General features: G+C 69.1%; 19 protein-coding genes and 1 riboswitch. Of the genes, 8 read left to right on the top strand and 11 right to left on the bottom strand.

The features are described from left to right. Positions 1 to 360: 360 nt before the first annotated feature. A complete protein-coding gene (locus Q0066_RS01490) occupies positions 361 to 843 on the bottom strand; it encodes an Lrp/AsnC family transcriptional regulator (RefSeq protein ID WP_298129357.1) in 483 nt (160 codons plus the stop codon). 118 nt (positions 844 to 961) lie between these two features. Here Q0066_RS01490 and Q0066_RS01485 point away from each other — a divergent pair, with 118 nt between their 5' ends. After that, positions 962 to 2,131 carry a PLP-dependent aspartate aminotransferase family protein gene (locus Q0066_RS01485; protein WP_298129356.1) on the top strand — a complete coding sequence of 390 codons (1,170 nt, stop codon included), beginning with the start codon at positions 962 to 964 and terminating at the stop codon, positions 2,129 to 2,131. A gap of 217 nt (positions 2,132 to 2,348) precedes the next feature. Here the strand turns inward: Q0066_RS01485 and menD are convergent, their stop codons facing one another. The 4 genes from menD to Q0066_RS01465 form a co-directional block, all read right to left on the bottom strand. Next, positions 2,349 to 4,031, bottom strand: a complete 1,683-nt coding sequence (menD, locus tag Q0066_RS01480; protein ID WP_298129354.1) for a 2-succinyl-5-enolpyruvyl-6-hydroxy-3-cyclohexene-1-carboxylic-acid synthase — start codon at positions 4,029 to 4,031, stop codon at positions 2,349 to 2,351. Next, entirely contained in the window at positions 4,028 to 4,975 is a 948-nt protein-coding gene (locus tag Q0066_RS01475; protein WP_298129370.1) for an o-succinylbenzoate synthase, read from the bottom strand. The genes menD and Q0066_RS01475 overlap by 4 nt, the downstream gene beginning before the upstream one ends. A gap of 104 nt (positions 4,976 to 5,079) precedes the next feature. Continuing rightward, positions 5,080 to 5,958 carry a 1,4-dihydroxy-2-naphthoate polyprenyltransferase gene (locus tag Q0066_RS01470; protein ID WP_298129352.1) on the bottom strand — a complete coding sequence of 293 codons (879 nt, stop codon included), beginning with the start codon at positions 5,956 to 5,958 and terminating at the stop codon, positions 5,080 to 5,082. Further along, positions 5,959 to 7,056 (bottom strand): AMP-binding protein, encoded by a 1,098-nt coding sequence (locus tag Q0066_RS01465; RefSeq protein ID WP_298129350.1) that lies wholly within the window; start codon positions 7,054 to 7,056, stop codon positions 5,959 to 5,961. Positions 7,057 to 7,168: 112 nt separating this feature from the next. On the opposite strand from Q0066_RS01465, the gene Q0066_RS01460 reads away from it, so the two are divergent. Next, on the top strand, positions 7,169 to 7,414 hold the full coding sequence (locus Q0066_RS01460) for a PLDc N-terminal domain-containing protein (protein ID WP_298129349.1): 246 nt from the start codon (positions 7,169 to 7,171) through the stop codon (positions 7,412 to 7,414). Positions 7,415 to 7,521: 107 nt separating this feature from the next. Next, on the top strand, positions 7,522 to 8,178 hold the full coding sequence (locus Q0066_RS01455; protein ID WP_298129347.1) for a transglycosylase SLT domain-containing protein: 657 nt from the start codon (positions 7,522 to 7,524) through the stop codon (positions 8,176 to 8,178). A 188-nt stretch (positions 8,179 to 8,366) separates the two neighbouring features. On the opposite strand, the gene cas6 is transcribed toward Q0066_RS01455, so the two are convergent. From cas6 to Q0066_RS01425, 6 genes are all read right to left on the bottom strand, one after another. Continuing rightward, positions 8,367 to 9,092 (bottom strand): CRISPR system precrRNA processing endoribonuclease RAMP protein Cas6, encoded by a 726-nt coding sequence (gene cas6, locus Q0066_RS01450; RefSeq protein WP_298129345.1) that lies wholly within the window; start codon positions 9,090 to 9,092, stop codon positions 8,367 to 8,369. A gap of 269 nt (positions 9,093 to 9,361) precedes the next feature. Further along, on the bottom strand, positions 9,362 to 10,024 hold the full coding sequence (locus tag Q0066_RS01445; RefSeq protein WP_298129342.1) for a response regulator transcription factor: 663 nt from the start codon (positions 10,022 to 10,024) through the stop codon (positions 9,362 to 9,364). Next, entirely contained in the window at positions 10,021 to 12,273 is a 2,253-nt protein-coding gene (locus Q0066_RS01440) for an ATP-binding protein (protein WP_298129340.1), read from the bottom strand. The genes Q0066_RS01445 and Q0066_RS01440 overlap by 4 nt, the downstream gene beginning before the upstream one ends. A gap of 226 nt (positions 12,274 to 12,499) precedes the next feature. Next, positions 12,500 to 13,519: an ABC transporter substrate-binding protein gene (locus tag Q0066_RS01435; protein WP_298129338.1), complete on the bottom strand. Its 1,020-nt coding sequence runs from the start codon at positions 13,517 to 13,519 to the stop codon at positions 12,500 to 12,502. A 38-nt stretch (positions 13,520 to 13,557) separates the two neighbouring features. Next, entirely contained in the window at positions 13,558 to 14,322 is a 765-nt protein-coding gene (locus tag Q0066_RS01430) for an ABC transporter permease (RefSeq protein ID WP_298129335.1), read from the bottom strand. An 85-nt stretch (positions 14,323 to 14,407) separates the two neighbouring features. Beyond that, positions 14,408 to 14,533, bottom strand: a riboswitch (FMN riboswitch). Between the two features lie 24 nt (positions 14,534 to 14,557). Further along, positions 14,558 to 15,199 (bottom strand): HAD family phosphatase, encoded by a 642-nt coding sequence (locus Q0066_RS01425; RefSeq protein WP_298129333.1) that lies wholly within the window; start codon positions 15,197 to 15,199, stop codon positions 14,558 to 14,560. A gap of 264 nt (positions 15,200 to 15,463) precedes the next feature. On the opposite strand from Q0066_RS01425, the gene Q0066_RS01420 reads away from it, so the two are divergent. The 5 genes from Q0066_RS01420 (at position 15,464) to Q0066_RS01400 (ending at position 21,005) form a co-directional block, all read left to right on the top strand. After that, entirely contained in the window at positions 15,464 to 16,759 is a 1,296-nt protein-coding gene (locus tag Q0066_RS01420; RefSeq protein ID WP_298129331.1) for a biotin/lipoyl-binding protein, read from the top strand. Beyond that, positions 16,756 to 17,565, top strand: coding sequence for an ABC transporter ATP-binding protein (locus Q0066_RS01415; RefSeq protein ID WP_366521489.1), 810 nt, complete (start codon positions 16,756 to 16,758; stop codon positions 17,563 to 17,565). The genes Q0066_RS01420 and Q0066_RS01415 overlap by 4 nt, the downstream gene beginning before the upstream one ends. Then, the gene (locus tag Q0066_RS01410; protein WP_298129367.1) at positions 17,565 to 18,794 is read left to right on the top strand and encodes an ABC transporter permease; all 1,230 of its coding nucleotides are present in this window, start codon (positions 17,565 to 17,567) and stop codon (positions 18,792 to 18,794) included. Before Q0066_RS01415 ends, Q0066_RS01410 begins: the two co-directional genes overlap by 1 nt. Further along, positions 18,794 to 20,521, top strand: coding sequence for an HlyD family efflux transporter periplasmic adaptor subunit (locus tag Q0066_RS01405; RefSeq protein WP_298129330.1), 1,728 nt, complete (start codon positions 18,794 to 18,796; stop codon positions 20,519 to 20,521). Before Q0066_RS01410 ends, Q0066_RS01405 begins: the two co-directional genes overlap by 1 nt. Positions 20,522 to 20,663: 142 nt before the next feature. Beyond that, positions 20,664 to 21,005 (top strand): excalibur calcium-binding domain-containing protein, encoded by a 342-nt coding sequence (locus Q0066_RS01400; RefSeq protein WP_298129328.1) that lies wholly within the window; start codon positions 20,664 to 20,666, stop codon positions 21,003 to 21,005. The last annotated feature ends 145 nt before the right edge of the window (positions 21,006 to 21,150 follow it).

Here is a 21,150-nt window from a genome sequence, read left to right as displayed (position 1 = left end):
CGTCCTGGAATACAACGAGGACGATGTCGAGGCCACCTGGCACGTCCGCCGCTGGCTGCGCACCCTGAGCTGAACCCGGTACGGAGGGACGGTTCTTTTCGTCCCACAAGCGGTACGAAGGGACGGTTCTTTTCGTCCCACTTTCATGGGCCAGGTGGAACGACGGGACGGTTCTCCTGGTCACTTTGGGGCTGAGTGGACCGAAGGGCCGTCGGGCAGGCCGCCCTGGTACGAGGGGACGGTTCTTTTCGTTCCATTTGCGGGCTAGGAGCGGTACGAAAAGAACCGTCCCCGCGTACCGGAAGAACCGTCCCCGCGTACCAGGGTCGCCAAAGCAGCCGTCCCGTGGCCACCGTGCCGCTATCGATTGCTGACGGTTCCGGGGCCGGTTCGTTGTTCGAAGACGAGGTGGGTCTCGGTCTGCCGGACGCCGCGGTGGACGGTGATGTGCCGCAGCACGATGTCGCGGAGTTCGGCGGCGTCCGCGACGGCGACGTGCACCAGGAAGTCGGAGCTGCCGGCCAGGTGGAACACCTGCAGCACCTGCGGGGTGGCCGTGATGGCGTCGAAGAACTCCTCGACGAGTTGCTCGCTGTGGCTGCCCATCCGGACCGACACCACAGCCTGCAGCGGATACCCCAGCGCGGCATGGTCCAGATCGACATGACTGCCGGTGATCACGCCGCGCTCACGCAGCTGGCGCAGTCGATGAGCGCAGGTCGACTCGGCCAGCCCCAGGCGGTTGGCCAGCGCCTTGTTGGTGATCTCGGCGTCCCGGACGACGGCCGCGAGGATCGCCCGGTCGGTGGCATCCAGGCTGGCCTCGCCGCCTTGCGTTTTCATCAATGACCTCCGTTCATCTCGCTGCTATCGGTGGCGAAAATTGCGAGTTTCCACACATCGGCCGCTTCTTCTGCGGAGCCTAGGTGCAGAACCCATCGTTTCCGGCAATCTGAGACCTATGGCGGGGACCTCTTTCGAGACGCTGGCCGTGCACGCCGGTCGTGATGATCTCGCCGCGCTCGGGGTGCATGTGCCGCCGATCGACCTGTCGACCACCAATCCACTGCCCGATGTCGAGCACGGCGGTGACTCTTACGAGGCGATGGCGACCGGGGGCCGTCCGCTGCCTGACGGCGGCTTCGTCTATGCCCGGCTCTGGAATCCCACGGTCGCCCGCTTCGAGGAGGCGTTGGCGGCTTTGGAGGGCGCCGAGGCTGCGGTGGCGTTCGCGTCCGGCATGGCGGCGACCACGGCTGCCGTGCTGGCGACCACCGCACTGACCTCGAAGCACCATGTGGTCGCGGTGCGCCCGTTGTACGGCGGCACCGATCACCTCCTCGCGTCGGGGTTGCTGGGCACCGACACCACCTTCTGCGCCGAGACGGACGTCGCCGCGCACCTCCGCCCGGACACCGGACTGGTGGTCATCGAATCGCCTGCGAACCCGACCGTGGAACTCGTCGACATCGCGGCGGTGGTCGCGCAGGCCGGCGGCGTCCCGGTGCTGGTCGACAACACCTTCGCCACCCCGGTGCTGCAGAACCCGCTGGCGTGGGGCGCGACGATGTCGCTGCACAGCGCCACCAAGTATCTCGGCGGCCATGGCGACGTGGTGGCCGGGGTGATCGCCTGCTCCGAGGAGGCGGCGCGCGGCCTGCGCCAGGTGCGTGCCCTGACCGGCGCGCTGCTGCATCCGTTGGCCGGCTACCTGTTGCACCGCGGACTGACGACGCTGCCGATCCGAGTCCGCACCCAGCAGGATTCGGCGCGCCGAATCGCGCGCTGGCTAGGTGAGCAGCCCGGCGTCCGGACCGTCTTCTACCCCGGTCTGGACGGCGACCCGCGCGGGCTGCTCACTCGACAGATGCGCGGCCCCGGCGCGATGATCGCCATCCGGCTGCGGGGTGGCTATGACGCGGCGCGACGGATGACGTCCGCCGTCCGGGTCTTCACTCATGCCGTCTCGCTGGGCGGCGTCGACTCCCTGATCGAGCACCCCGCCGCACTCACCCACCGTCCGGTCACCGCAGACGCCCGTCCGCCCGACGACCTCGTCCGGCTGTCGATCGGCCTGGAGAGCACCGACGACCTGATCGCCGACCTGACGTCGGCTCTCGGGGGCTGCTGAGCGGGTCTCGAAGCTCGACCAACGGTTGGCGCGGTACGAAGGGACGGTTCTTTTCGTTCCATCCGGTACGAAAAGAACCGTCCCCTCGTCCCAAAAGCGAAGGAACCGTCCCCGCGTACCACCGGACGCGTCATCCCGGGTTCGACCCGGGATCTCGGATGGCCAATGCCTGGCGCGGGAGATCCCGGCATTCGCCGGGATGACGGCTTGCGAGGGATCAGTCGACGAGGTTCGCGAGGGCGTTGAGTTGGGCGTTCAGGGCTCGGCGGCCGGCACGGTCGATGGTGGCGACGACGACGTCCAGGCCCTGGATCGGACGGTGCAGGGCGGCGGTCAGGGACGCCTCGTCCTCCACTCGGCGGACGGGGATGCCGTGGGCTTCGGCGAGGCGGACCGGGTCGACGCCGGGAGGGGTGCCGAAGACTCTCTCGAAGGAATCGGCGTAGCGGACGTCGCCGTATTCGAGGGTGGCGAAGATGCTGCCGCCGGAGTCGTCGGCGACCACGATCCGCAGATCCGGACGGCGCTCGCCCAGCCCGGCGGCCAGGCCGTTGGCGTCGTGCAGGAAGGTCAGGTCACCGCACAGCAGGGTGACGGGTTCTCCGGATGCCAGCGCGACACCGACCGCGGTCGAGACCGTGCCGTCAATGCCGGCCAGCCCGCGGTTGGCGAACACCCGAGCACCGGTGCCGGGGAGCACCTCAGCATCCTGAATCAGCGAGCCACCGCCGCTGTGCGAACAATCCGGCGTGACCGAGGACGCGGTGGCCAGGTCGGCGTCCCGGATCGGCTGGCTGTTGCCGAGCATCAGCACGCCAGACCCGACGGACGCCACCACGGCCGCCGCCACAGCCGGGCCGGTCAGCACCGGCTGCCCAGCCACCAACTCGTCCACACGCGCAGAGAGCAGAGCATCGGCCGCCTGCCAGCGTCGCAGCCAGCCGGAATCGTCGGGCTCGGCAGCAACGAGAGCCGACACAACCCGGGTGGCCCGCCACCCCGCGTCCGGCCATTCCGGGGCGGCGCTGACCACGATGATCTCGACATCGTCCCTGGCCAGCAGCCGATTCACCGACCGGGACAAGGTGGGATGCCCGAACACGACGACCCGCTGCACCTCGGCGGCCAAGGCCGAACCGAGCAGCAACGATCCGGTCCGCAACGCCTCGTCCCGGGCGTTACTCGAGGGCTCCGCGACCAGCGGAAACCCTCCTGATCGGGCCACCTGAGCCGCCTGCCGTCCGACGGCGACCGGTGCGTCACCGCACACCACCACCGTGCGCGGGCCGGCCACTAACGGCGCCGCCACAGAGCCCCCGGAAGACTCCCGCACCACCGCAGCCAACTCCGGCAGCGCCACCTCGCCGCCGACCAGCGGCTGATCAAGTTCCACGTTCAGGTGTGCCGGTCCGGGGTTGCAGCTGCCCACTCCGGCGGCCAGTACGCAGGCCCGCGCGGTCTGCGCCGCCCACGAAGTCTCGGACGCCATCGAGGACACCCGTGCCGACCAACGCACGAAGGGCTGGAAGAGCCGGGCCTGATCGGTGGTCTGGTTGGCGCCGACGCCGACCAGCGCGGCGGGCCGGTCGGCGCTGATCACCAGCAGCGGAACACCGCTGTGATGCGCCTCCATCACCGCCGGCAGCAGGTTGCCGACCGCGGTGCCCGAGGTGGTCAGCACCGGCACCGGGCGTCCGGACGCCTTCGCCAGGCCGAGCGCCAGGAAACCGGCGCTGCGTTCGTCGAAGCGGACGTGCAGCCGCAGCCTTCCCTCGGCCTCAGCCGAAGCCAACGCCAGGGCCAGGGGTGCGCTGCGGGAGCCGGAGGCGAGCACGGCGTCGGTCACGCCCTGCGCGCACAGCTGCGCCACGATCGTGCCGGCGCACCGCGACGAACTCACCTGATCCCCTCTTCCACGTCGGACAGCCGCCGGTGCCACCACCGGTCCAGTTCGTCCGCTGCCCGCCAATCATCCCCGCTCGGGGCGACCCGGCGCACCTCGATCGCACCATCGACCGCGATCAGCGGCTCGTCGACCACGTCCCGGGCGAGCAACGCGACCGTGTTCAGCCCGCAGGCGTACGGCAGTTCCGGCAACGCGGCGGCCAGCGCGACACCGGCGGCGATGCCGACCGAACTCTCCAGCGCCGACGACACCACGACCGGCATACCCAGCCGCTCAGCCAGCTCCAGACAGCGCCGGACGCCGCCCAGCGGCTGCACCTTCAGCACCGCAACATCCGCCGCATCGAGCGCGGCGACCCGTTCCGGATCACCGGAGCGGCGGATCGACTCGTCGGCCGCCACCGGCACCTCGATGCCGGCCCGGGCGAGCCGGACCCGCAGTTCGGCCAACTCCTCCACGGTGGCGCACGGCTGCTCGACGTATTCGAGTTCGAACCGGGCCAGTTCCCGCAGTGCTCGGACGGCTTCGTCGACCTCCCAGGCGCCGTTGGCGTCGATCCGCACCCGTCCGGACGGCCCGAGCGCGTCACGCACCGCCTCCACCCGGGCCAGATCGTCGGCCAGTTCCTGGCCGCGTTCGGCGACCTTCACCTTGGCCGTCCGACACCCTCCGGCCAGCGCGAAGGCGCCCGCGCGTTCGGCGTCCACGGCCGGGACGATGCTGTTCACCGGCACCTGGGACCGCACCGGCGCCGGCCAGCCTTCGACAGCGGCCTCGACTGCCGCCCGCCACCAGGCGTCGATCTCGGGTCGCTCGTATTCGGGGAACGGACTCCACTCACCCCAGCCCGCTGGCCCCTGGACCAACATCCCGGACCGTCGCGTAACACCCCTGAACCGCGTTGTCAGCGGCACATCGAAGGTGAGAGAACCGGCGATCAACACGACCCCCGTGGGTTGAGCTTGTCGAAACCCCTCGTTGCTGCCATGCCAGCCGAGGTCTCGACAAGCTCGACCGACGACAATCGCTCTTGAACCGACATTCAGGCTCCGATCACCAGGCCGAGCGCCAGCCCGGCGGCCGCGACCAGTTCACCCAGCCCGACCAGCTTCAGCACCTGGATCAGCGCACGCCCGGCACCGCCGGTGAACACCACCCGGACGGGTCCGGCCAGCAGCACCACGCTGAGCAGGCCGAGCAAAGCCCACCAGGTGGTCAGCGCCGCCACCGCCACCACGGCGGCGAGCGCGACGACCACCAGCACGGCGAAGAACCACCGGGTGCCCCGATCGCCGAGCCGGGTCGCCAGCGTGCGCTTGCCCGACGCGGCGTCCCCGGCCAGATCGCGCAGGTTATTGGCGACCAGGATCGCGCAGGCCAGCGCACCGATCGCGACCGCAGCCGCCCAGGTGGCCGGCGGCGTCGCCCCCACCTGCACCAGCACGGTGCCGCCGACGGCGACCAGCCCGAAGAAGACGAAGACGAACAACTCCCCCAGCCCCAGGTAGCCGTAGGGACGGCGTCCGCCGGTGTAGAACCAGGCCGCGGCGATCGCGGCGACCCCGACGGCCAGCAGCCACCACAGCTGGCTGAGGATGACCAATGCCAAGCCGGCAACGGCAGCAACCCCGAAGCAGCTGAACGCCGCCCGCTTCACGATGCGGGGTTCAGCGGCCCCTGACCCGACCAGCCGCATCGGGCCGACCCGGTCGGCGTCCGTGCCGCGAATGCCGTCGGAGTAGTCGTTGGCGTAGTTGACGCCCACCTGCAGCGCCAGTGCGACGACCAGGCAGAGCAGCGCCAGCAGCCAGGAGAAGTCGCCCTCGAAGGCGGCGATGCCGCTGCCGGCGAGCACCGGGGACACGGCGGCCGGCAGGGTCCGCAGGCGGGCACCTTCCAGCCATTGACTCGTTGTCGCCACTCAGCTCCCTTCGGCCCACAACCGGCGCAGGCTCCGCCGATCGATCTTGCCAGTGGACGTTCGGGGCAGGCCAGCGACCCGGCGCAGCCGGCGCGGAATGGCGGACGGCTCCAGTCGCCCGGCCAGCCGAGCCCGGCAGTCGTCGACGGTGAGCGGCAGTTCGGTGAGGGCGGCGATCACCGTCCCCCAACGCTCGTCCGGCACCCCGAGCAGCACCACGGCACCGGGTCCGAAGACGGCGTCCGCGGCACGTTGCGCCCGGCCCAGGTCGACGTTGATTCCGCCGGTGATCACCACGTCGTCGAGGCGTCCGAGCACCTGCAGCCGACGGTCGGACCAGCGGCCCCGATCGTGGGTGCGCAGGGTGCGGCCGGCGCCGCTGAAGTCCAGCGCGGCTGCGGTGGCCTGCGGGTTCAGCCGGTAACCGGAGAAGACGCTGTCGGCGGTGATGGTGATCCGCTCGTCGGTTTCGAGATCAATGCGGACGCCGTCGAGCGGCACCCCGTCGTAGACGCAGCCGCCGCAGGTTTCGGCCATGCCGTAGGTGGCGACCAGGGTGATGCCCACCTCACGGCCCCGCGCCAGCAGCGGTGCCGGAATCGCGGAACCACCGACCAGGACGGCATCGAAGCTGGTCAGCGCGGCCACGGCGTCCGGATCGTCGAGGGCGCGGTGCAACTGGGCCGCGACCACGGAGAGGTAGTTGCGGCCCTCGTGCAGTGGCAGTTCCGACAGATCGGACGGCACCACGCTGATCCGGGTGCCGACGACCGCCGCACGGGCCGCGGTCATCAGGCCGGCGACGTAGTGCAACGGCAGCGGACAAACCCAGTGACCGGCGCCGCCCAGGCGTTGGTGCGTCGCCTGAGCCGAGGCCCGGATCGCGTCCGCGGTGAGCAGCACACCCTTCGGTTCGCCGGTCGACCCAGAGGTGCCGACCAGCACCGCGGCGTCCGCTTCGAGCGGGCTGTGAGCGAGATCCCAGGACGGCGGCACGGACGCCTCGTCGGCCACCACGGCGACCGGTGGCCCCCCGGCCAGCACCACCTCGGCGATCGCAGCCGGAACCGCCGGACCGCTGATCAACCGGGTGTGCACATCAGTCACCCTAACGGCGACAACTGACACCGCCGGACGGTGCCCGCACAACCACCCCCAGGGGGTGATCCAAGCGGCATGAAGCCCTGCGCACAACGGGTAGATTGAATGCATGGGACGAGTGCTTCCGGTGGTGCTGCTGGCTCTGCTGGTGGTGTATTGCCTCGTCGAGGTCGCTCAAGCCGACCCCGACCACGTCCGTCTGCTGCCGCGCTGGCTGTGGGTCGCCCTGATCATCCTGTTGCCCGGCGTCGGCGCCATCGGCTGGCTGATCGCCGGACGCCCGCAGCGTCGCCAGCCGCCGCCCAAGCGTCCGCGCGCCCCCGACGACGACCCGGACTTCCTGCGCGGCCTCTAGCCCTAACTGCCGGTCGAGCTGGTCGAGACCTCAAGACAGCCTCAGCGTTCCCTCAAGGCGGGGATCGCGACCTTCATTCGCTCAGTCTCGTGTGGCACTCTCGACTGGTGCCGTCACTCATCCGTCCCGTCGTCGCGGTGGTCGCTGCCCTGACGCTCGGCGCCGGCATGACCGGGTCGGCCCACGCCGCACCATTGCCTCAGGATCCGCCGACGCCCGTCGCGCCGTCCGGCGATGGGCGCACCGATCAGACCTCACGCGAGCAGCAGCGTCCGGAGTTGCTGCCCGACGTCGCGCGGGCGGTGAACAGCCGAGAGGCTGCGCTGGCCAAGACCCAGGCCGAGATCGCGGCCCGGGCACGCAGCCTGCAGGCCGGCGACTTCGTGAAGCAGCGCGCCGCCGCCGAGAAGACGATCCGCTACGCCGACAGGGTGAAGAAGCTCGGCTACGACCCGAAGAAGACTCCGCCGAAAGACATCGCCAAGAAGATCGCGCTCGACAAATACGACTGGGGCAAGGACCAGTTCAGTTGCGTGAACAAGATCTTCACCCAGGAATCGGACTGGAAGTGGAACGCCACCAACCCGACCTCGGGCGCCTACGGCATTCCGCAGTCCCTGCCGGCCAACAAGATGGCCAGCGAGGGTGACGACTGGAAGACCAACCCCGCCACCCAGATCAAATGGGGCCTGAAGTACATCAAGGAGCGCTACGGGACGCCGTGCGCGGCGTGGGCGTTCAAGCGTGGAGCCGGCTGGTACTGAACCGCCCGTTGGTCGAGCTTGTCGAGACCCGATAGCCCAAATCCCGGGGCGTCATCAGGCTGGGCGCGGTTGAGTACCTCGCCTGCGACTCCAAAAAACCTGCGTCCGTCGGCGACGATATTCTCCCAGGCAGGCTCCAACGACCGTGCACTGATTGAGCACCCCAGCAGTTGGCCCATCCCATCCCATTACCGTGTCCGGCGTGCCCAATGTGAGTTGGGATGCAACAGCGTTACACCGAGGCCCTTGGCCTTGGCCGAGCCAACCCCGGCATAGGGTGCGAGCCTGAACAACGCGTCGACCAGGTCACGGGTGCCCGGCACGTCGCAGCGGTAGACCACCCGACCGGTGAACGCCGACAGACGAAGGCCTGAGAGCGTCATCCACCGGCTTTCACCGCGAATGTCGCTCACCCAGACATCGTCGCTGTGCTGGCGGGTGAGGTCCCGCTCCGGGAGTTCGGAGAGCGCATTCCAACTGGCCACCAGTCCGCGCAGCACCGCACCCGCAACCGGGAGCGGTGACGCACGGTTGCCAAGCCGGAAGGTCACCGGAGTGACGAACTCCAAGTCCCAACTGTCCGCACCACTGGGTTGAGCCAGAGCTTCCCAACTCTCGTTCGCGACGCATATCGGCCGCCCGACAATTGCCCGGTCGATGCCCAAGCGGACGGTCGCCGGCGGTGCGGACGCGATGTCGAGAAGACTCTCCGCGGAGGCCGTCAGTGTCGATACCTCGAACCCGGTCCGGCCGTCCTCACCGCGCGCGAGTGGTGAGATCGCATACGGTTTCACACCGTCGGCATGCTGCTCAGCAGTTCGATCGAACCAGCACGAGATCGCTGCATGGACGTGCTCCAGCTTGACCCGCTCAGGTCGGACGCCGTCCAGCGGGATCCACCATCGAGTGGGCATCAGGGCTCCCGGAGCTCGGACGATGACGCGCATCGTGGGGTGGTCGTCAGATTACGTCCGATCTGAGGGGTGCCTTGCCTCGTCACGCTCAGACGACCTCAGAATCGGACGTGGTCTGACGAGCCTCCGCGGACGACGAGTCCGGACGCGGTCCCGCCGCGGCCCAGGTCTCGACAAGCTCGACCAACGGTGGCTGGCTCGACCGACCCTCGACAAGGGTCTCCACAGACCCGACAAGCTCAACCAACGGCAAGGATCGACTAGAAAGCTCAGTTGCGTCGTTCCACCGGCGGGATGATCCCGTCCTCGATCGCTCGCCGGAACAGTTCCAGCTTGTTGTTCGCCGGACGGTTCACCTGGGTGTATTTCACCCGGATGCGTTTCAGGTATTCCTTGACGCTGTTCTCGGTGATATAGAGCTGTTGCGCGACCTCGGGAATCTCCAGGCCGGCCACATACAGCGACAGCACCTGCCGCTCGCGCGGACCGAGGTTGGCCGCCACATAGCTGGTGTCCGATTCGATGGCGGCCAGAATCTCCTGGGAGAGCACCATCTGGCCGTTGGCCACCGCCGCGAGCGCCTCGATGGTCTGGGCGATCGGTTCGGCTTTGCGGCAGACGCCGTCGGCGCCGCCGGCCAATGCGCGCCGGACCAGCCTGATGTTGTCGGCGATCGAATAGACCAGAATCCGGTAGCCGACCTCGGCAAGTCGTTCGACATTGTCCTTGGGATCCGAATCGTCGCCGAGTGACAAGTCGAGCATCACCACGTCGGCGTCCACCGAATCGGCCAGGAATGTGTCCACCGCTTCGTGCGAACTGACCACCCGCACATGCCCGGAGGCGTGCTGCTGCAGGGCAGCCCCGATCCCCAAACGGATCGCTTCGTGATCGTCGATGATCGCGGTCCGGATGATGGGGGTATCGGTCATGTCTTCCTCACAGTGACTGTTCCGGCCTCGTCAATAGTAGTGAGGTTACGTTCGGCGTCGACCCGCAAGATGGTCACAGCCTCGGCATAACCCTCGGGCGCCGTCCGGGCGACGATTCGTCCGCCGGTCGAATCACGCACCAACCGCTCCAGTTGCCGCAGGGTTTCGCGCCGCACCGTTTCCGGCAGCCGCGACCCGCGATTGTCGACCAGCACCACTTCGACACCACGACCACGGGCGGCCTGGATGGCGTCCGAAACCCCTTGTGAAACAAGATTTCCGGCGCGCAGGGCATCCCGCAGCCGGCCTTCCAGGACGCGACAGGCGTCCCGTTCCTCAGCACTCAATTGATGGGCCGGATCGGCCAGGTTCTGCAGCAGCGGCCCGATCTGGGCGCGTAGTTCCGCCAGCCACACCTCACGCAGCACCAGCTTCGAGAAACTCTCGGCCATCGCCTGGGTGTTCTGCCGTGACGCACTGCGCACCCGCACCAACTGCTCGCCGATCGACCGGACGCCGCGGACCACCAGGGTCGCCAGCACCATCCACAGCAGCGGTCCGAAGACGATGTCCAGGAAGACGTACGGGCCGAGGTCGTGGCCGTAGGTCCAGACCAGCGCCTGCACCACGAACACACCCAGCCCCACCCAGGCGATCTCGCGGCGACCCCGCACCAGCACGGTGATCAACAGCACCATCACGACCGTGCCGTGCCAGCTCGCATAACCGAGCCCACGGACGGCCGGCATCGGCACATGCGCCAGCTCCGAGATCACCGCCAGGCAGAGCACCACCACGATCGCGCCGAGATTGCTGATCCGCCGCTCCCCCGCGCGCCACAGTGCGACCGCGGTGGCGAACACCGCCAGCCCGAGCGCGACCGGCGTCCAGTCGCTGTCCTCGCCCAAGGAGGCCAGCCAGCCCACCAGCACCTGGACGCCCACCATCAGCCAGACCAGGAAGACGAACACCTCCACCCGCAGCACCGACCGCAGCGCCTGCGAGACCCGGCGGCGGGCGGCGGCGTCCGCGCTGCGCTGCTCGCGTCCGACCCACAGCAGGCTGACCCGGGTGCCCTCGCCCGGACGCGAGCTGATGTCGACGGTGCCCCCGATGTGGGTCAGCCGTTCCCGCATCGACACCCGGATGCCGAACCTGTTCTCGGGCAGATCCTCGGGGTCGAAGCCCTTGCCGTCATCGCGGATGTCGACCCGTACCTGCTGGTCGCCGCGATCCATCCGGGCGGACACCGTGATCGTGCAGTTCTCGGCCTCGGCGTGCCGGCTGACGTTGAGCGCGGCCTCCCGCGCCGCCTGGCCGAGCACACTGGCAACCGCCGCGGTCACCGTGAGGTCGTCGCCGGAGGCGTCGACGATCACTTCGGCCAGCGGGCACACCGGGTCGACCATGTCCTCGATCAGCCTGGCCAATTGATGCAGATCGAGCAGCTGGGCGCCGTCCGGCGCCGAGCCGGCGTCGGCGACCGCGTCCAGGGCGGTCCGGGCCAGCTCGGCCACTTCACCACGCGACTGATCGGTCTGCACGGCTGCCACCAGCGTCGTCATCACCCGGTCGTGGATGATCCCGTCCAGCACCGTGCGCTGCTGGTGCAGGGCGCGGTCGATGGCCCGGTCGGCCTCCACCTGCTGCGAATCGGCGGTGGTGGCGTCCAGTTCGTCGACGGCGTTGGCGAAGAACCTGATCAGGAGCAGCAGCGCGGTGGGCAGCACGAGCAGCGTCAGCACGTCCTGCATCGCCTCGAGTGCGCTCAGATCGCCCCCGGACCGGGTCATCCGGACGGCGCCGAAAACCAGCGCCGAGACAACGGTGTAGACGAAGCCGAGTGGCACCGTGGTCGCGATCGCCGCACACACCGCGGCGATCCCCACGCACATCCACAGCCAGGGCGCGTGATTGGCCCTCAGTGGACTCGTCCACGCCCAGACCCAGGTGGCCAACCCCAGCAGGCTGACCAGCGCGTACGCTCCGCACAGCCAGCGGACGTCACCGAACGACCAGGCGTAGACGGGCAGCAGCAGGCTGAATCCGATGATCCCGCCGCCGACGGTCGCCAACCACAACGGATGTAGATGCGGCAGCTGGATGAACGCCAGGAACAGGGCCGGGATGAGGGTGGCGAGGCAGGTCAGCGCGACGGCTCGGGCCAGGCCGAGCCGCAATCCGGCCGCGCTCGGACCCCGGGCAGAATCAGCCCTGCCCAGGTGCCCAGCACTACGACGGGACGTCACTAGGCGCCGCCGAGCCCACAACGGTGCCGCATCGGCGCGAACCAGGTGAGGGCGCGTAACGACTTCCCCGATAACGCGCCCTGCATGGGCTCATCCTGCCATCGGCCTTCGAAGCGCTGCCAGGGAGCCCGATCAGCGGGCCGATGCCGGCCGGCCTGGATTGTGGAGTAAGAAGAGCGACGACGAACCACGGTCGTCCCGGCGAACGGCGGATCTGGCCCAGTCGCTAGCCTGCGTAGTCGTTACTGAAGGCGTCCTGCGCGGTGACCGGTTTTGCGACCAACTTCGTCTTGGCAAGGAAGGACGCCATCGCCTGCCATTGGGCGGCGTCCAGGGCGGGCTGAAAGCGGCCGTCGGTCAACTCCATCAGGTCGATCGTCGCGGCCAGGACGGCTTCGGCGTTGGGGCGAGCGGACTCCGTCCAGCCCGGGATCTGGGAGGCCGCGATGTCGATCGCCGCCTTCTGATCGGCGGCAGTCGCCTCGATCGCCCTGCTGGTCGCGGCCACCACCTGGCGGACCACCTCGGGGTTCGCCGCCGCGTAGGCGGACGAGGTGAGCAGGCAGGTGCTGACCAGCGGCACCGTGCCGTCCGCGACCGGCAGTGCCCTGGGCTCGGCGCCCTTGGACTGCAACTGGACCAGTTCGTTGGTGCTGAAGCCGACGATGGCGTCCACCTTCTTCTGCGTGAGCGCGGCCACCTGGGTGTAGCCGACCTCGACGATGGTGACGTCCTTCTCGGTCAGCCCGGCGGTCTGCAGGGCGGCCTGGACGGCGAACCAGGACTCCCCGTAGCGTCCGGGCACGCCCAGCGAACTACCCTTCAGATCGGCCAGCTTCCGGATCGGCGAGCTGCCCAGCACGATGATGTTGACCGGGAACGCCTTGTAGTAGGCGCCGACGGCGATCACGTCCACCCCCTGCGCCCGGGCCTGCATCGCCTCGCTGCCGGCAGCCACCAGGAAGTCCTCGGCACCCGAGGTGAGGGCGTTGAAGATGCCCTCGCTGGCGCCGTGGTGGCGCAGGCTGACCTGCGCGGCGACGTCGGAGAACAGTGATTTGGCCTCGCCGACGTAGAACGGCGCGAACTGCACGTTGGGGATGTAGCTCAACCCGATGGTGGCCCGGACCGGATCGGCAGGAGCGATCGGGGCGGACGGCGTGGGGCTGCTGCTGGGTGCGGTGGCGGGCGCGCAGCCGGCCAGTCCCAGGGCGAGTGCGGCGGTCAGCAGGGTTCGGCGGTGCATGGGTATCTCCTCGGTTCAGGGCTTCGGTTCGGGGCCGGTCAGTTCAGGGCCTCGACGATGGCGGAGCGGCGCTCCCACCAGGTGATCAACGAGTAGGCGCCGGCTGCGATCAGGCAGAGCCAGGCGATGGTGGCGAACATGCCGGCGGTGTCGACGGCGTCCCGCTGCACGGTGAGCACGGTGCCCAGGCCGTTGCCGCCCATCACCATCTCGCCCACCACGGCCCCGGTGACGCTCAGCGCGAAGCCGTTCTTGAAGCCGCCGAGCAGTGCGGGCAGGGCCATCGGGGCCTCGATGTAGCGCAGCAGGGCGACACTGCCGGCACCGTCGCTGCGGGCGGCGTCCACCACGTCGCGGGGGACCATCCGCAGGCCGACGACGGCCGCCACCAGGATCGGGAAGAACACGATCAGGGCGCACAGCACGATCACCGGGACGAGTCCGTAGCCGATCCACAGCACCAGCAGCGGGGCCAGCGCGATCGCCGGAATGGCCTGAGTGGCGCCCAGGAACGGCTGGACGGCGTCCGAGAACCACACCGAGCGGTGAATCGCCACGGCCAGCGGCAGCGCCACGACCGAACCGAGCAGGCAGCCGCCGAGCGCTTCACCGAAGGTGACCGCCAAGTAGGGCCACAGCGTGCCGCTGACGGCGTCCTCGAACAGCCGGATCAGCACGGCGCCCGGCCCGGGCAGCATCATCGGGGACGCGGCGGCGGCGATCAGCGCCCAGAGTGCGAGCAGAACGACGCCGAGCAGCGCGGGCGCAAGCAGGCGCCGACGCTGGGGGCTCAGCTGGCTCATCGTCATCCTCCGGTCCGCGGGCGCGCGTCCGGGGTTCGGCGCAGAGAGTATGCGCCTACGACGGCAGCCGTCGTCGACAACTGCCGTTCGTGCTGCCTCCCATCCGGACTTTCACCGTCGGTCCCGGAATTCCACCGGATCAACCGCTGCAAGCAGCGGGTCGCGGACTGTCACCGCCGGTTCGGACTTACACCGACCCCGGAGCACGATCGCGGGTCAGTATATGCCGTATCGGTCAAGCGGTGGGCAGCACGTCCGCGAGATCCGGGTGGTTCAGGGCGTCCAGGATCAGATGGGCATCCTCGGCCTCATGCGGACCTGACGGCACCATCACGACCCACAGGCCGGCGGCGCGAGCTGCGGCAGCGCCCGTCCGGGAATCCTCGAACGCAACGGCCTCGGACGGCGCGACGCCGAGCAGTTCGCAGGCTCGCAGGTAGACGTCGGGCGCCGGCTTGGGAGCGGGAACCTCGCTCGCCGAGACCGACAACGGCACCAGTTCGGCCAGCCCGGACGAGACGATCGACAGGTCGAGCAGGTCACGCGGCGTATTGCTCGCGATCGCGTACGGCAACCGCAGTTGGCTCAGCAGATCGACGGCTCCCGGCATCGGGTCAGCACCGGCGGTCAGCTCATCCCGAGCGCGTCCCACGAACTCGGCCAGAACATCCGGGTAGGGCTCACCGAAACGCTCGGCCATGATCGCAGCGGCATCTTCGCAGGCCGCACCCAGGAAAAGGTGCCTCTCGGCATCGCCGTAGACCAGCCCGCGGGTGGTGAACATGGCTGCCTCGGCCACCCCCCAGGGCTTCTCGGTGTCGGCCAACAACCCGTCGAAGTCGAACACCACGGCACGGACGGGATCTGGTCGCTGCATGCCCGCAGCCTATCGATCGCCTGCTGGGCACGGCCTTTCCGGTCGTGGGACAACTGTTCCGACCAATCGTCGATGCGTCCGGTGACCAAGAGAACCGTCCCCAGTGACCAAAAGAACCGTCCCTGGTGACCAAAGGAACCGTCCCCGGTGACCACAGGACGGGCGATGGCCTCCGGGCACAGCGTCCGGCACGCGACCACACAGCGCTCACACAGGTTGGACTCCTAGCTTTTCGACGCAGCAATCGCCGAGGAGCCCATACAGATGTCGACTGAATCACCGGCGGCGCCCACCAGGAAGCGCCGTCTCCGGATGTCCGGACGGAAATGGCTGTGGTTGTCCGTCGCGGTCGTGGTGCTGATCGCCGGCGGTCTCGGTGCCTTCCTGCTGTTGCGCCCGGCCCGGAACACCCAGCCGCAGGCGTTCACCCGGACTGTCCAGGCCACGGTCGGCACCCAGACCCAGACGGTCAGCGTGGACGGCACACTGGCCCCCCGCAAGCAGTCGGACGTCAACTTCGCCGTTTCGGGCACCGTTACGCACGTCTATGTGAAGGCCGGCGACACGGTCAAGAAGAACCAGAAGCTGGCCCGGATCGACGACACCGAACTGGTCAACCAGGTCGACCTCGCCGAGGCGAATCTGACCACTGCGCGCGCCAACTACTCCGAGGTCGTCGACAACGACGGCAGCTCGGCGGCGATCACCTCGGCGAACGCCCAGGTGGCCTCTGCCAAAGCCGCGCTGACCAGTGCGAAGCAGAACCTGGCCGCCGCCGTGCTGCGCTCCCCGATCGCCGGCACCGTGGCATCGGTGTCCGCCGAGGAGGGCGACAGCGTCTCGGGCGGCGGCACCTCCGGCAGCGGCAGCTCCGGCAGCGGTTCGTCGGGCAGCGGCACGTCCGCCCGGTCGTCGAGCCAGTCCGGGACCAGCAGCAACACCTCCACCTCATCCAGCACGGCCCAGGTCAGCGTGATCTCCACCGCGACCTGGAAGCTCGAAGGCACCGTCGGCAGCGCCGACCTGGGCAGCCTCAAGCCCGGCCAGGCGGCGACCGTCACCCCCGCCGGCAGCACGGACGCGATCAAGGGCAAGGTCGCCTCGGTCGGGATCGTGGCCACCTCGTCCAGCGACGGCGCGGCCACGTTCCCCGTGGTGGTCAACCTCTCCGGCACCCACAAGGACCTGTTCTCGGGCACCACCGCGACCGGCGTGATCACCACCGGCAGCTATCCGGACGTGCTGACCGTGCCGACCGCGGCGATCCGCACCGAGAACGGCAAGAGCGTCGTGACCAAGGTGGACGGCACCGCCACCTCCACCGTCGAGGTCACCACCGGCCGGGTTTTCGGCACCGCGACCGAGATCACCAAGGGCCTGAGCGCCGGCGACAGCGTGCAGATCAGCTTCACCCGCCCGGGCGCCACCAGCAGCACCGGGGCCGAACAGAACCAGGGCCAGGGCGGCGGCTTCGGTGGAGGCGGATTCGGGGGCGGCTTCGGCGGCGGCCAGCCCCCGGGCGGCGGAACCGGCGGCGGCAACGGTAGGCCGGGACGATGACCCCGATGCTGCGCATGGTCGACGTGCGCAAGACCTATTCGACCGGCGTCGTGCAGGTCGAGGCGTTGCGTGGCATCGATCTGGCCGTCGACGAGGGCAACTACCTGGCGATCATGGGGCCGTCCGGTTCGGGCAAGTCCACCCTGATGCACATCATCGGCTGCCTGGACGTGCCCAGCTCGGGCAGCTACGAACTCGACGGCAACGACGTCGGGTCGATGACCGAGAAGCAGCTGGCGCAGGTGCGGAACCGCACGATCGGATTCGTCTTCCAGCAGTTCAACCTGCTGCCCAGCCTGACCGCGCTGCGCAACGTCGAACTGCCGCTGATCTATGCCGGGGTCGCCCCGGCCCAGCGCCGCGAACGGGCGACGGTGGCGCTGGAGCGGGTCGGCTTGGGCGATCGCGTCCATCACCGGCCGGGCGAGCTCTCCGGCGGCCAGCAGCAGCGGGTGTCGGTCGCACGTGCCTTGGTCACCGACCCGGCCCTGCTGCTCGCCGACGAGCCCACCGGCAACCTGGATTCCCACTCGACCGAGGAGATCCTGCAACTGTTCGCCGAGCTCAACGCCGGCGGGCGGACGATCGTGATGATCACCCACGAACTCGACGTGGCCCAGCACGCCCGGCAGCGGGTGTTCATCCGCGACGGCCTGCTCAACTCGACCGACGCATTGGCGAACGCGACCACCGCACAACGCCCCTTTCAGGGGTCGGGCGGCACGCTGATCGAGCCGCTCACCGCGACGGATTCCAGCTGGACTGATTCCAGTGGGACTGATTCCAGTGGGGTGGGCGACCGGTGATGGAGTGGACCGAGACCGTCCGGACGGCGGTCGCCGCGCTCAACGCGCGCCGGATGCGCTCGCTGCTCACCATGCTCGGCATCCTGATCGGCATCGCCGCGGTGATGCTGACCGTGGGCCTCGGACAAGGGGCGCAGCAGCAGATCACCTCGCAGATCAGTGCGCTCGGCTCGAACCTGATCATCGTCACCCCGGGCCAGTCGACCTCGACCGGCGGTTTCCGCGGCGGTGGCGGTTCGGTCTCCACGTTGACCACCGCCGATGCCGCCATGCTCGCCGACCCGGCGGTGGCGCCCGACATCGCCGCCGTCGCACCGGTGTCGACGACGTCCGGATCGCTGCAGTCGGCGTCCACCACCTGGACCTCGACGGTGACCGGGACGGTGCCGGCCTGGCAGACCGTCCGCGCCCGCGAGATGGACGCCGGACGCTTCTTCTCCACCGAGGAACTCGATCAGGCCCAACCGGTGGCGGTGATCGGTTCGACCACCGCCGAGGAGCTGTTCCCGAACGGCTCACCGGTCGGTCAGACCGTGAGCGTGAACGGCCAGTCGTTCACCGTGATCGGGGTGCTGGCCTCGGCCGGGTCGTCGCTGACCAGCAACGAGGACGACACCGTGGTGGTGCCGCTGACCACCTTCGCCGCGCGGCTGTCGACCTCGGGCAGCGCCAACAGCGTGTCGTCGATCTACCTGTCCGGCAGGGACGGCGACAGCTTGTCCGCCGCCTACCAGCAGGTCAACACCGCGCTGCTCGCCGCGCATCAGACCACCGCCGACAACGCCGACTTCTCGGTCAGCACCCAGGCGTCGCTGGTCCAGACCGCCACCTCGATCACCGGCGTGCTGACGCTGCTGCTGGGCGGCATCGCCGGCATCTCGCTGCTGGTCGGCGGCATCGGGGTGATGAACATCATGCTGGTGTCGGTCAGCGAACGCGTCCGCGAGATCGGGCTGCGCAAAGCGCTCGGCGCGACCCCGGCGGTGATCCGGCAACAGTTCCTGGTCGAGGCCGGCATCCTCGGCGTGCTCGGCGGCCTGCTCGGTGTCGCCATCGGCATTCTCGGCGCCCTGGTGCTCACCCCGGCGTTGGGCATCAGCGTCGCCATCTCGGTGCCGGCCACCCTGATCGCCCTGGCCGTCTCGCTGGGCATCGGCCTGGTCGCCGGCGTCTACCCCGCCACCCGCGCCGCGAAGCTGGCGCCGATCGACGCATTGAGGAGTGAATGATGGTCCGGAACAAGCGGCTCCGCGCGGTGATCATCGCCGGCTGCGCCCTGGCCGTGGTGGCCGCGGTCGGCGTCGGCGTGGCGTTCGCGTCGCCGTCCGGACGTGCCCGGTACGTGACGGCGTCCGTCGGCACCGGGGACGTCACCCAGACCTACACCACGTCAGGCACTGTGACGAGGACGAACACCTCCACGGCATCCTTCGCCGTGGACGGCACGGTGAGCAGCGTCCAGGCCTCCGTCGGCAGCACGGTGACAGCCGGAGACGTCCTGGCCACGGTGAAGAAGGGGCCGCTGCAGCTCGCGGTGTTGCAGGCCGAGACGTCGGTGGCGCAGGCCAAGGCGTCGCTCTATTCGGCCCAGCACCCGTCCAGCGCCAGTACCGGCACGTCCGCGAACCGGACCGGGACGTCGGCCGGCAAGGCCCAGGGATCGGGGTCGTCAGCTACGAAGAGCAAGGCGTCCACCGGGGTCACCATCGACCCGGCCGTGCTGCTCACGATCACCCAGCGGGTGACCACTGCGGTCGGCAATGAGTCGAAGGCGTGCGCGCCGGTGTTCGGTGCCGCACCGTCGCCGGAACCGTCCGCATCGCCGTCGCCCAGCGGGACGCCGTCCGCCCAGCCCAGTCCTTCGGCGTCGCCGTCGAATCAGCCGAGCGGGTCAGCGAGCCCGAGCGCTTCGGCGTCCGTGACGCGGAGCGAGTCACCGACCGGCACTGCCTCGGGCAGCCCGTCGGCGAGCGTGAAGAACCAGGCGGACGTCATCGAAGGCAACAACCCGACCACTGCCCAACTGAAGGCGTGCGGAGCGGCGCGGGCCGAGGTGCAGATGGCCACGGTCGCGCTGCAGCAGACCGTGAAGCAGCTGACCACCCAGCGACCGGGTTCGGGTTCGTCGAACGGTTCGGGTGGGAGCGGCGGTTCGTCGTCCGGCTCGAGCAGCACCAGCACCACCCCGAAGGTCAGCGCGGCCCAGGTGGCCTCGGCGAAGGCGAAGCTGCTGCAGGCCGAACAGGACCTGCAGTCGGCACAGGACGACCTGGACCATGCCGAGCTGGTCGCGCCCATCTCGGGCACCATCGGCAGCGTCGATCTCAAAGCCGGTGATTCGGCCAGCAGCGGGTCGATCACCATCGTGGGTAGCGGGAACGCGCAGGTGCAGGTCGAACTGCCGTTGAAGACCCGCACCCTGATCGCGACCGGACAGCAGGTGAGCGTCTCCCCCGCCGGGTCAGCCACCACGCTGCACGGCACGGTGACGGCGATCAGTGCGCTCGAGACCAGCGGCACCGCCGGCGACACCCCGACCTACACCACCACGGTGTCGGTGGCCGATTCGAATCAACTGCTGGCCAGTGGCGCCCGGGCGTCGGTGACCATTCCGGTGCGGACCGCCACCGGCGTGCTGCGAGTGCCCGCCTCCGCCCTCACCCCGACCGGGAGCGGAACCGGCACCGTGCAGGTGGTCGACAGTGCGCGGGCCGAGACCGCCCGCAGCGTCGACGTCACCACAGGTGCCGTGGGTGCCGGCTGGGTTGAGATCACCAAGGGGCTCACCGCCGGCGAACTGGTCGTCCTCGCGGACAACACCGCCGCCTTGCCGACGAACAACAACGGACGCCGGACGACGACCACCACCACCCGCGCCTCGAGCTCGGCCAGCGCGGCCGCCCAGCCTCCCGCCGGATCCGGTGGTGCGGCGCCGTCGCCGTCCACCAGCCGCTGAATGGCGGCGCTGTAGGCCGACTCGCCAGTGGTCACTCGCGCGGGTGACATTCCGGGGTGGATGATTCTCGGCATTCTCCATATAATTTGGCGCGTAGCGACAAGATCTGCTGCTACTGGGATTCCGGGGGGAATCAAGAATCATGCGTAAAGCCATCGGGGCTGTTTCCGTCGTTGTCGGCTGCACATTGGTGGCCCTGCCGCTGGGCGGGGTGAACTCGGCCGTCGCCGAAGCCGCACCTCAGGTCAGCGCAGTGTCGTTGCCGATGGCGGCGAAGACCTCCGCAAAGAAGAAGCTGTACAAGAACTGCACCTCGCTGAACAAGAAGTACAAACATGGCGTCGGCAAGTCGGGCGCCAAGGACAGGACCAGCGGCAAGCGAGTGACGAACTTCAAGAAGTCCACCAAGATCTACAACGAGGCGATGAGCTACAACCGCGGCCTCGACCGCGACAAGGACGGCATCGCCTGCGAGAAGCGCTGACGCTTCTGCGCTCGATCCGCTCCACTGAACCAAAGGAACCGTCCCCGGTACGCGGGGACGGTTCTTTTCGTTCCACCTTCGGACGGCGCGCGGTACGCGGGGACGGTTCTTTTCGTTCCACTTTCGGACGCGCGATCACTCAGGC

This window comes from Micropruina sp., assembly GCF_027492755.1.
Lineage (GTDB): Bacteria > Actinomycetota > Actinomycetes > Propionibacteriales > Propionibacteriaceae > Micropruina.
The sequence above is the reverse complement of the archived record's forward strand: the minus strand, read 5'-3'. Positions and strand labels throughout refer to the sequence as shown.

Coding starts and splice junctions, on each gene's coding strand:
- Q0066_RS01490 (WP_298129357.1), bottom strand. CDS start 843: ATGAAAACGCAAGGCGGCGAGGCCAGCCTGGATGCCACCGACCGGGCG.
- Q0066_RS01485 (WP_298129356.1), top strand. CDS start 962: ATGGCGGGGACCTCTTTCGAGACGCTGGCCGTGCACGCCGGTCGTGAT.
- Q0066_RS01460 (WP_298129349.1), top strand. CDS start 7,169: ATGGGACGAGTGCTTCCGGTGGTGCTGCTGGCTCTGCTGGTGGTGTAT.
- cas6 (WP_298129345.1), bottom strand. CDS start 9,092: ATGCCCACTCGATGGTGGATCCCGCTGGACGGCGTCCGACCTGAGCGG.
- Q0066_RS01445 (WP_298129342.1), bottom strand. CDS start 10,024: ATGACCGATACCCCCATCATCCGGACCGCGATCATCGACGATCACGAA.
- Q0066_RS01435 (WP_298129338.1), bottom strand. CDS start 13,519: ATGCACCGCCGAACCCTGCTGACCGCCGCACTCGCCCTGGGACTGGCC.
- Q0066_RS01430 (WP_298129335.1), bottom strand. CDS start 14,322: ATGAGCCAGCTGAGCCCCCAGCGTCGGCGCCTGCTTGCGCCCGCGCTG.
- Q0066_RS01425 (WP_298129333.1), bottom strand. CDS start 15,199: ATGCAGCGACCAGATCCCGTCCGTGCCGTGGTGTTCGACTTCGACGGG.
- Q0066_RS01420 (WP_298129331.1), top strand. CDS start 15,464: ATGTCGACTGAATCACCGGCGGCGCCCACCAGGAAGCGCCGTCTCCGG.
- Q0066_RS01415 (WP_366521489.1), top strand. CDS start 16,756: ATGACCCCGATGCTGCGCATGGTCGACGTGCGCAAGACCTATTCGACC.
- Q0066_RS01410 (WP_298129367.1), top strand. CDS start 17,565: ATGGAGTGGACCGAGACCGTCCGGACGGCGGTCGCCGCGCTCAACGCG.
- Q0066_RS01405 (WP_298129330.1), top strand. CDS start 18,794: ATGGTCCGGAACAAGCGGCTCCGCGCGGTGATCATCGCCGGCTGCGCC.
- Q0066_RS01400 (WP_298129328.1), top strand. CDS start 20,664: ATGCGTAAAGCCATCGGGGCTGTTTCCGTCGTTGTCGGCTGCACATTG.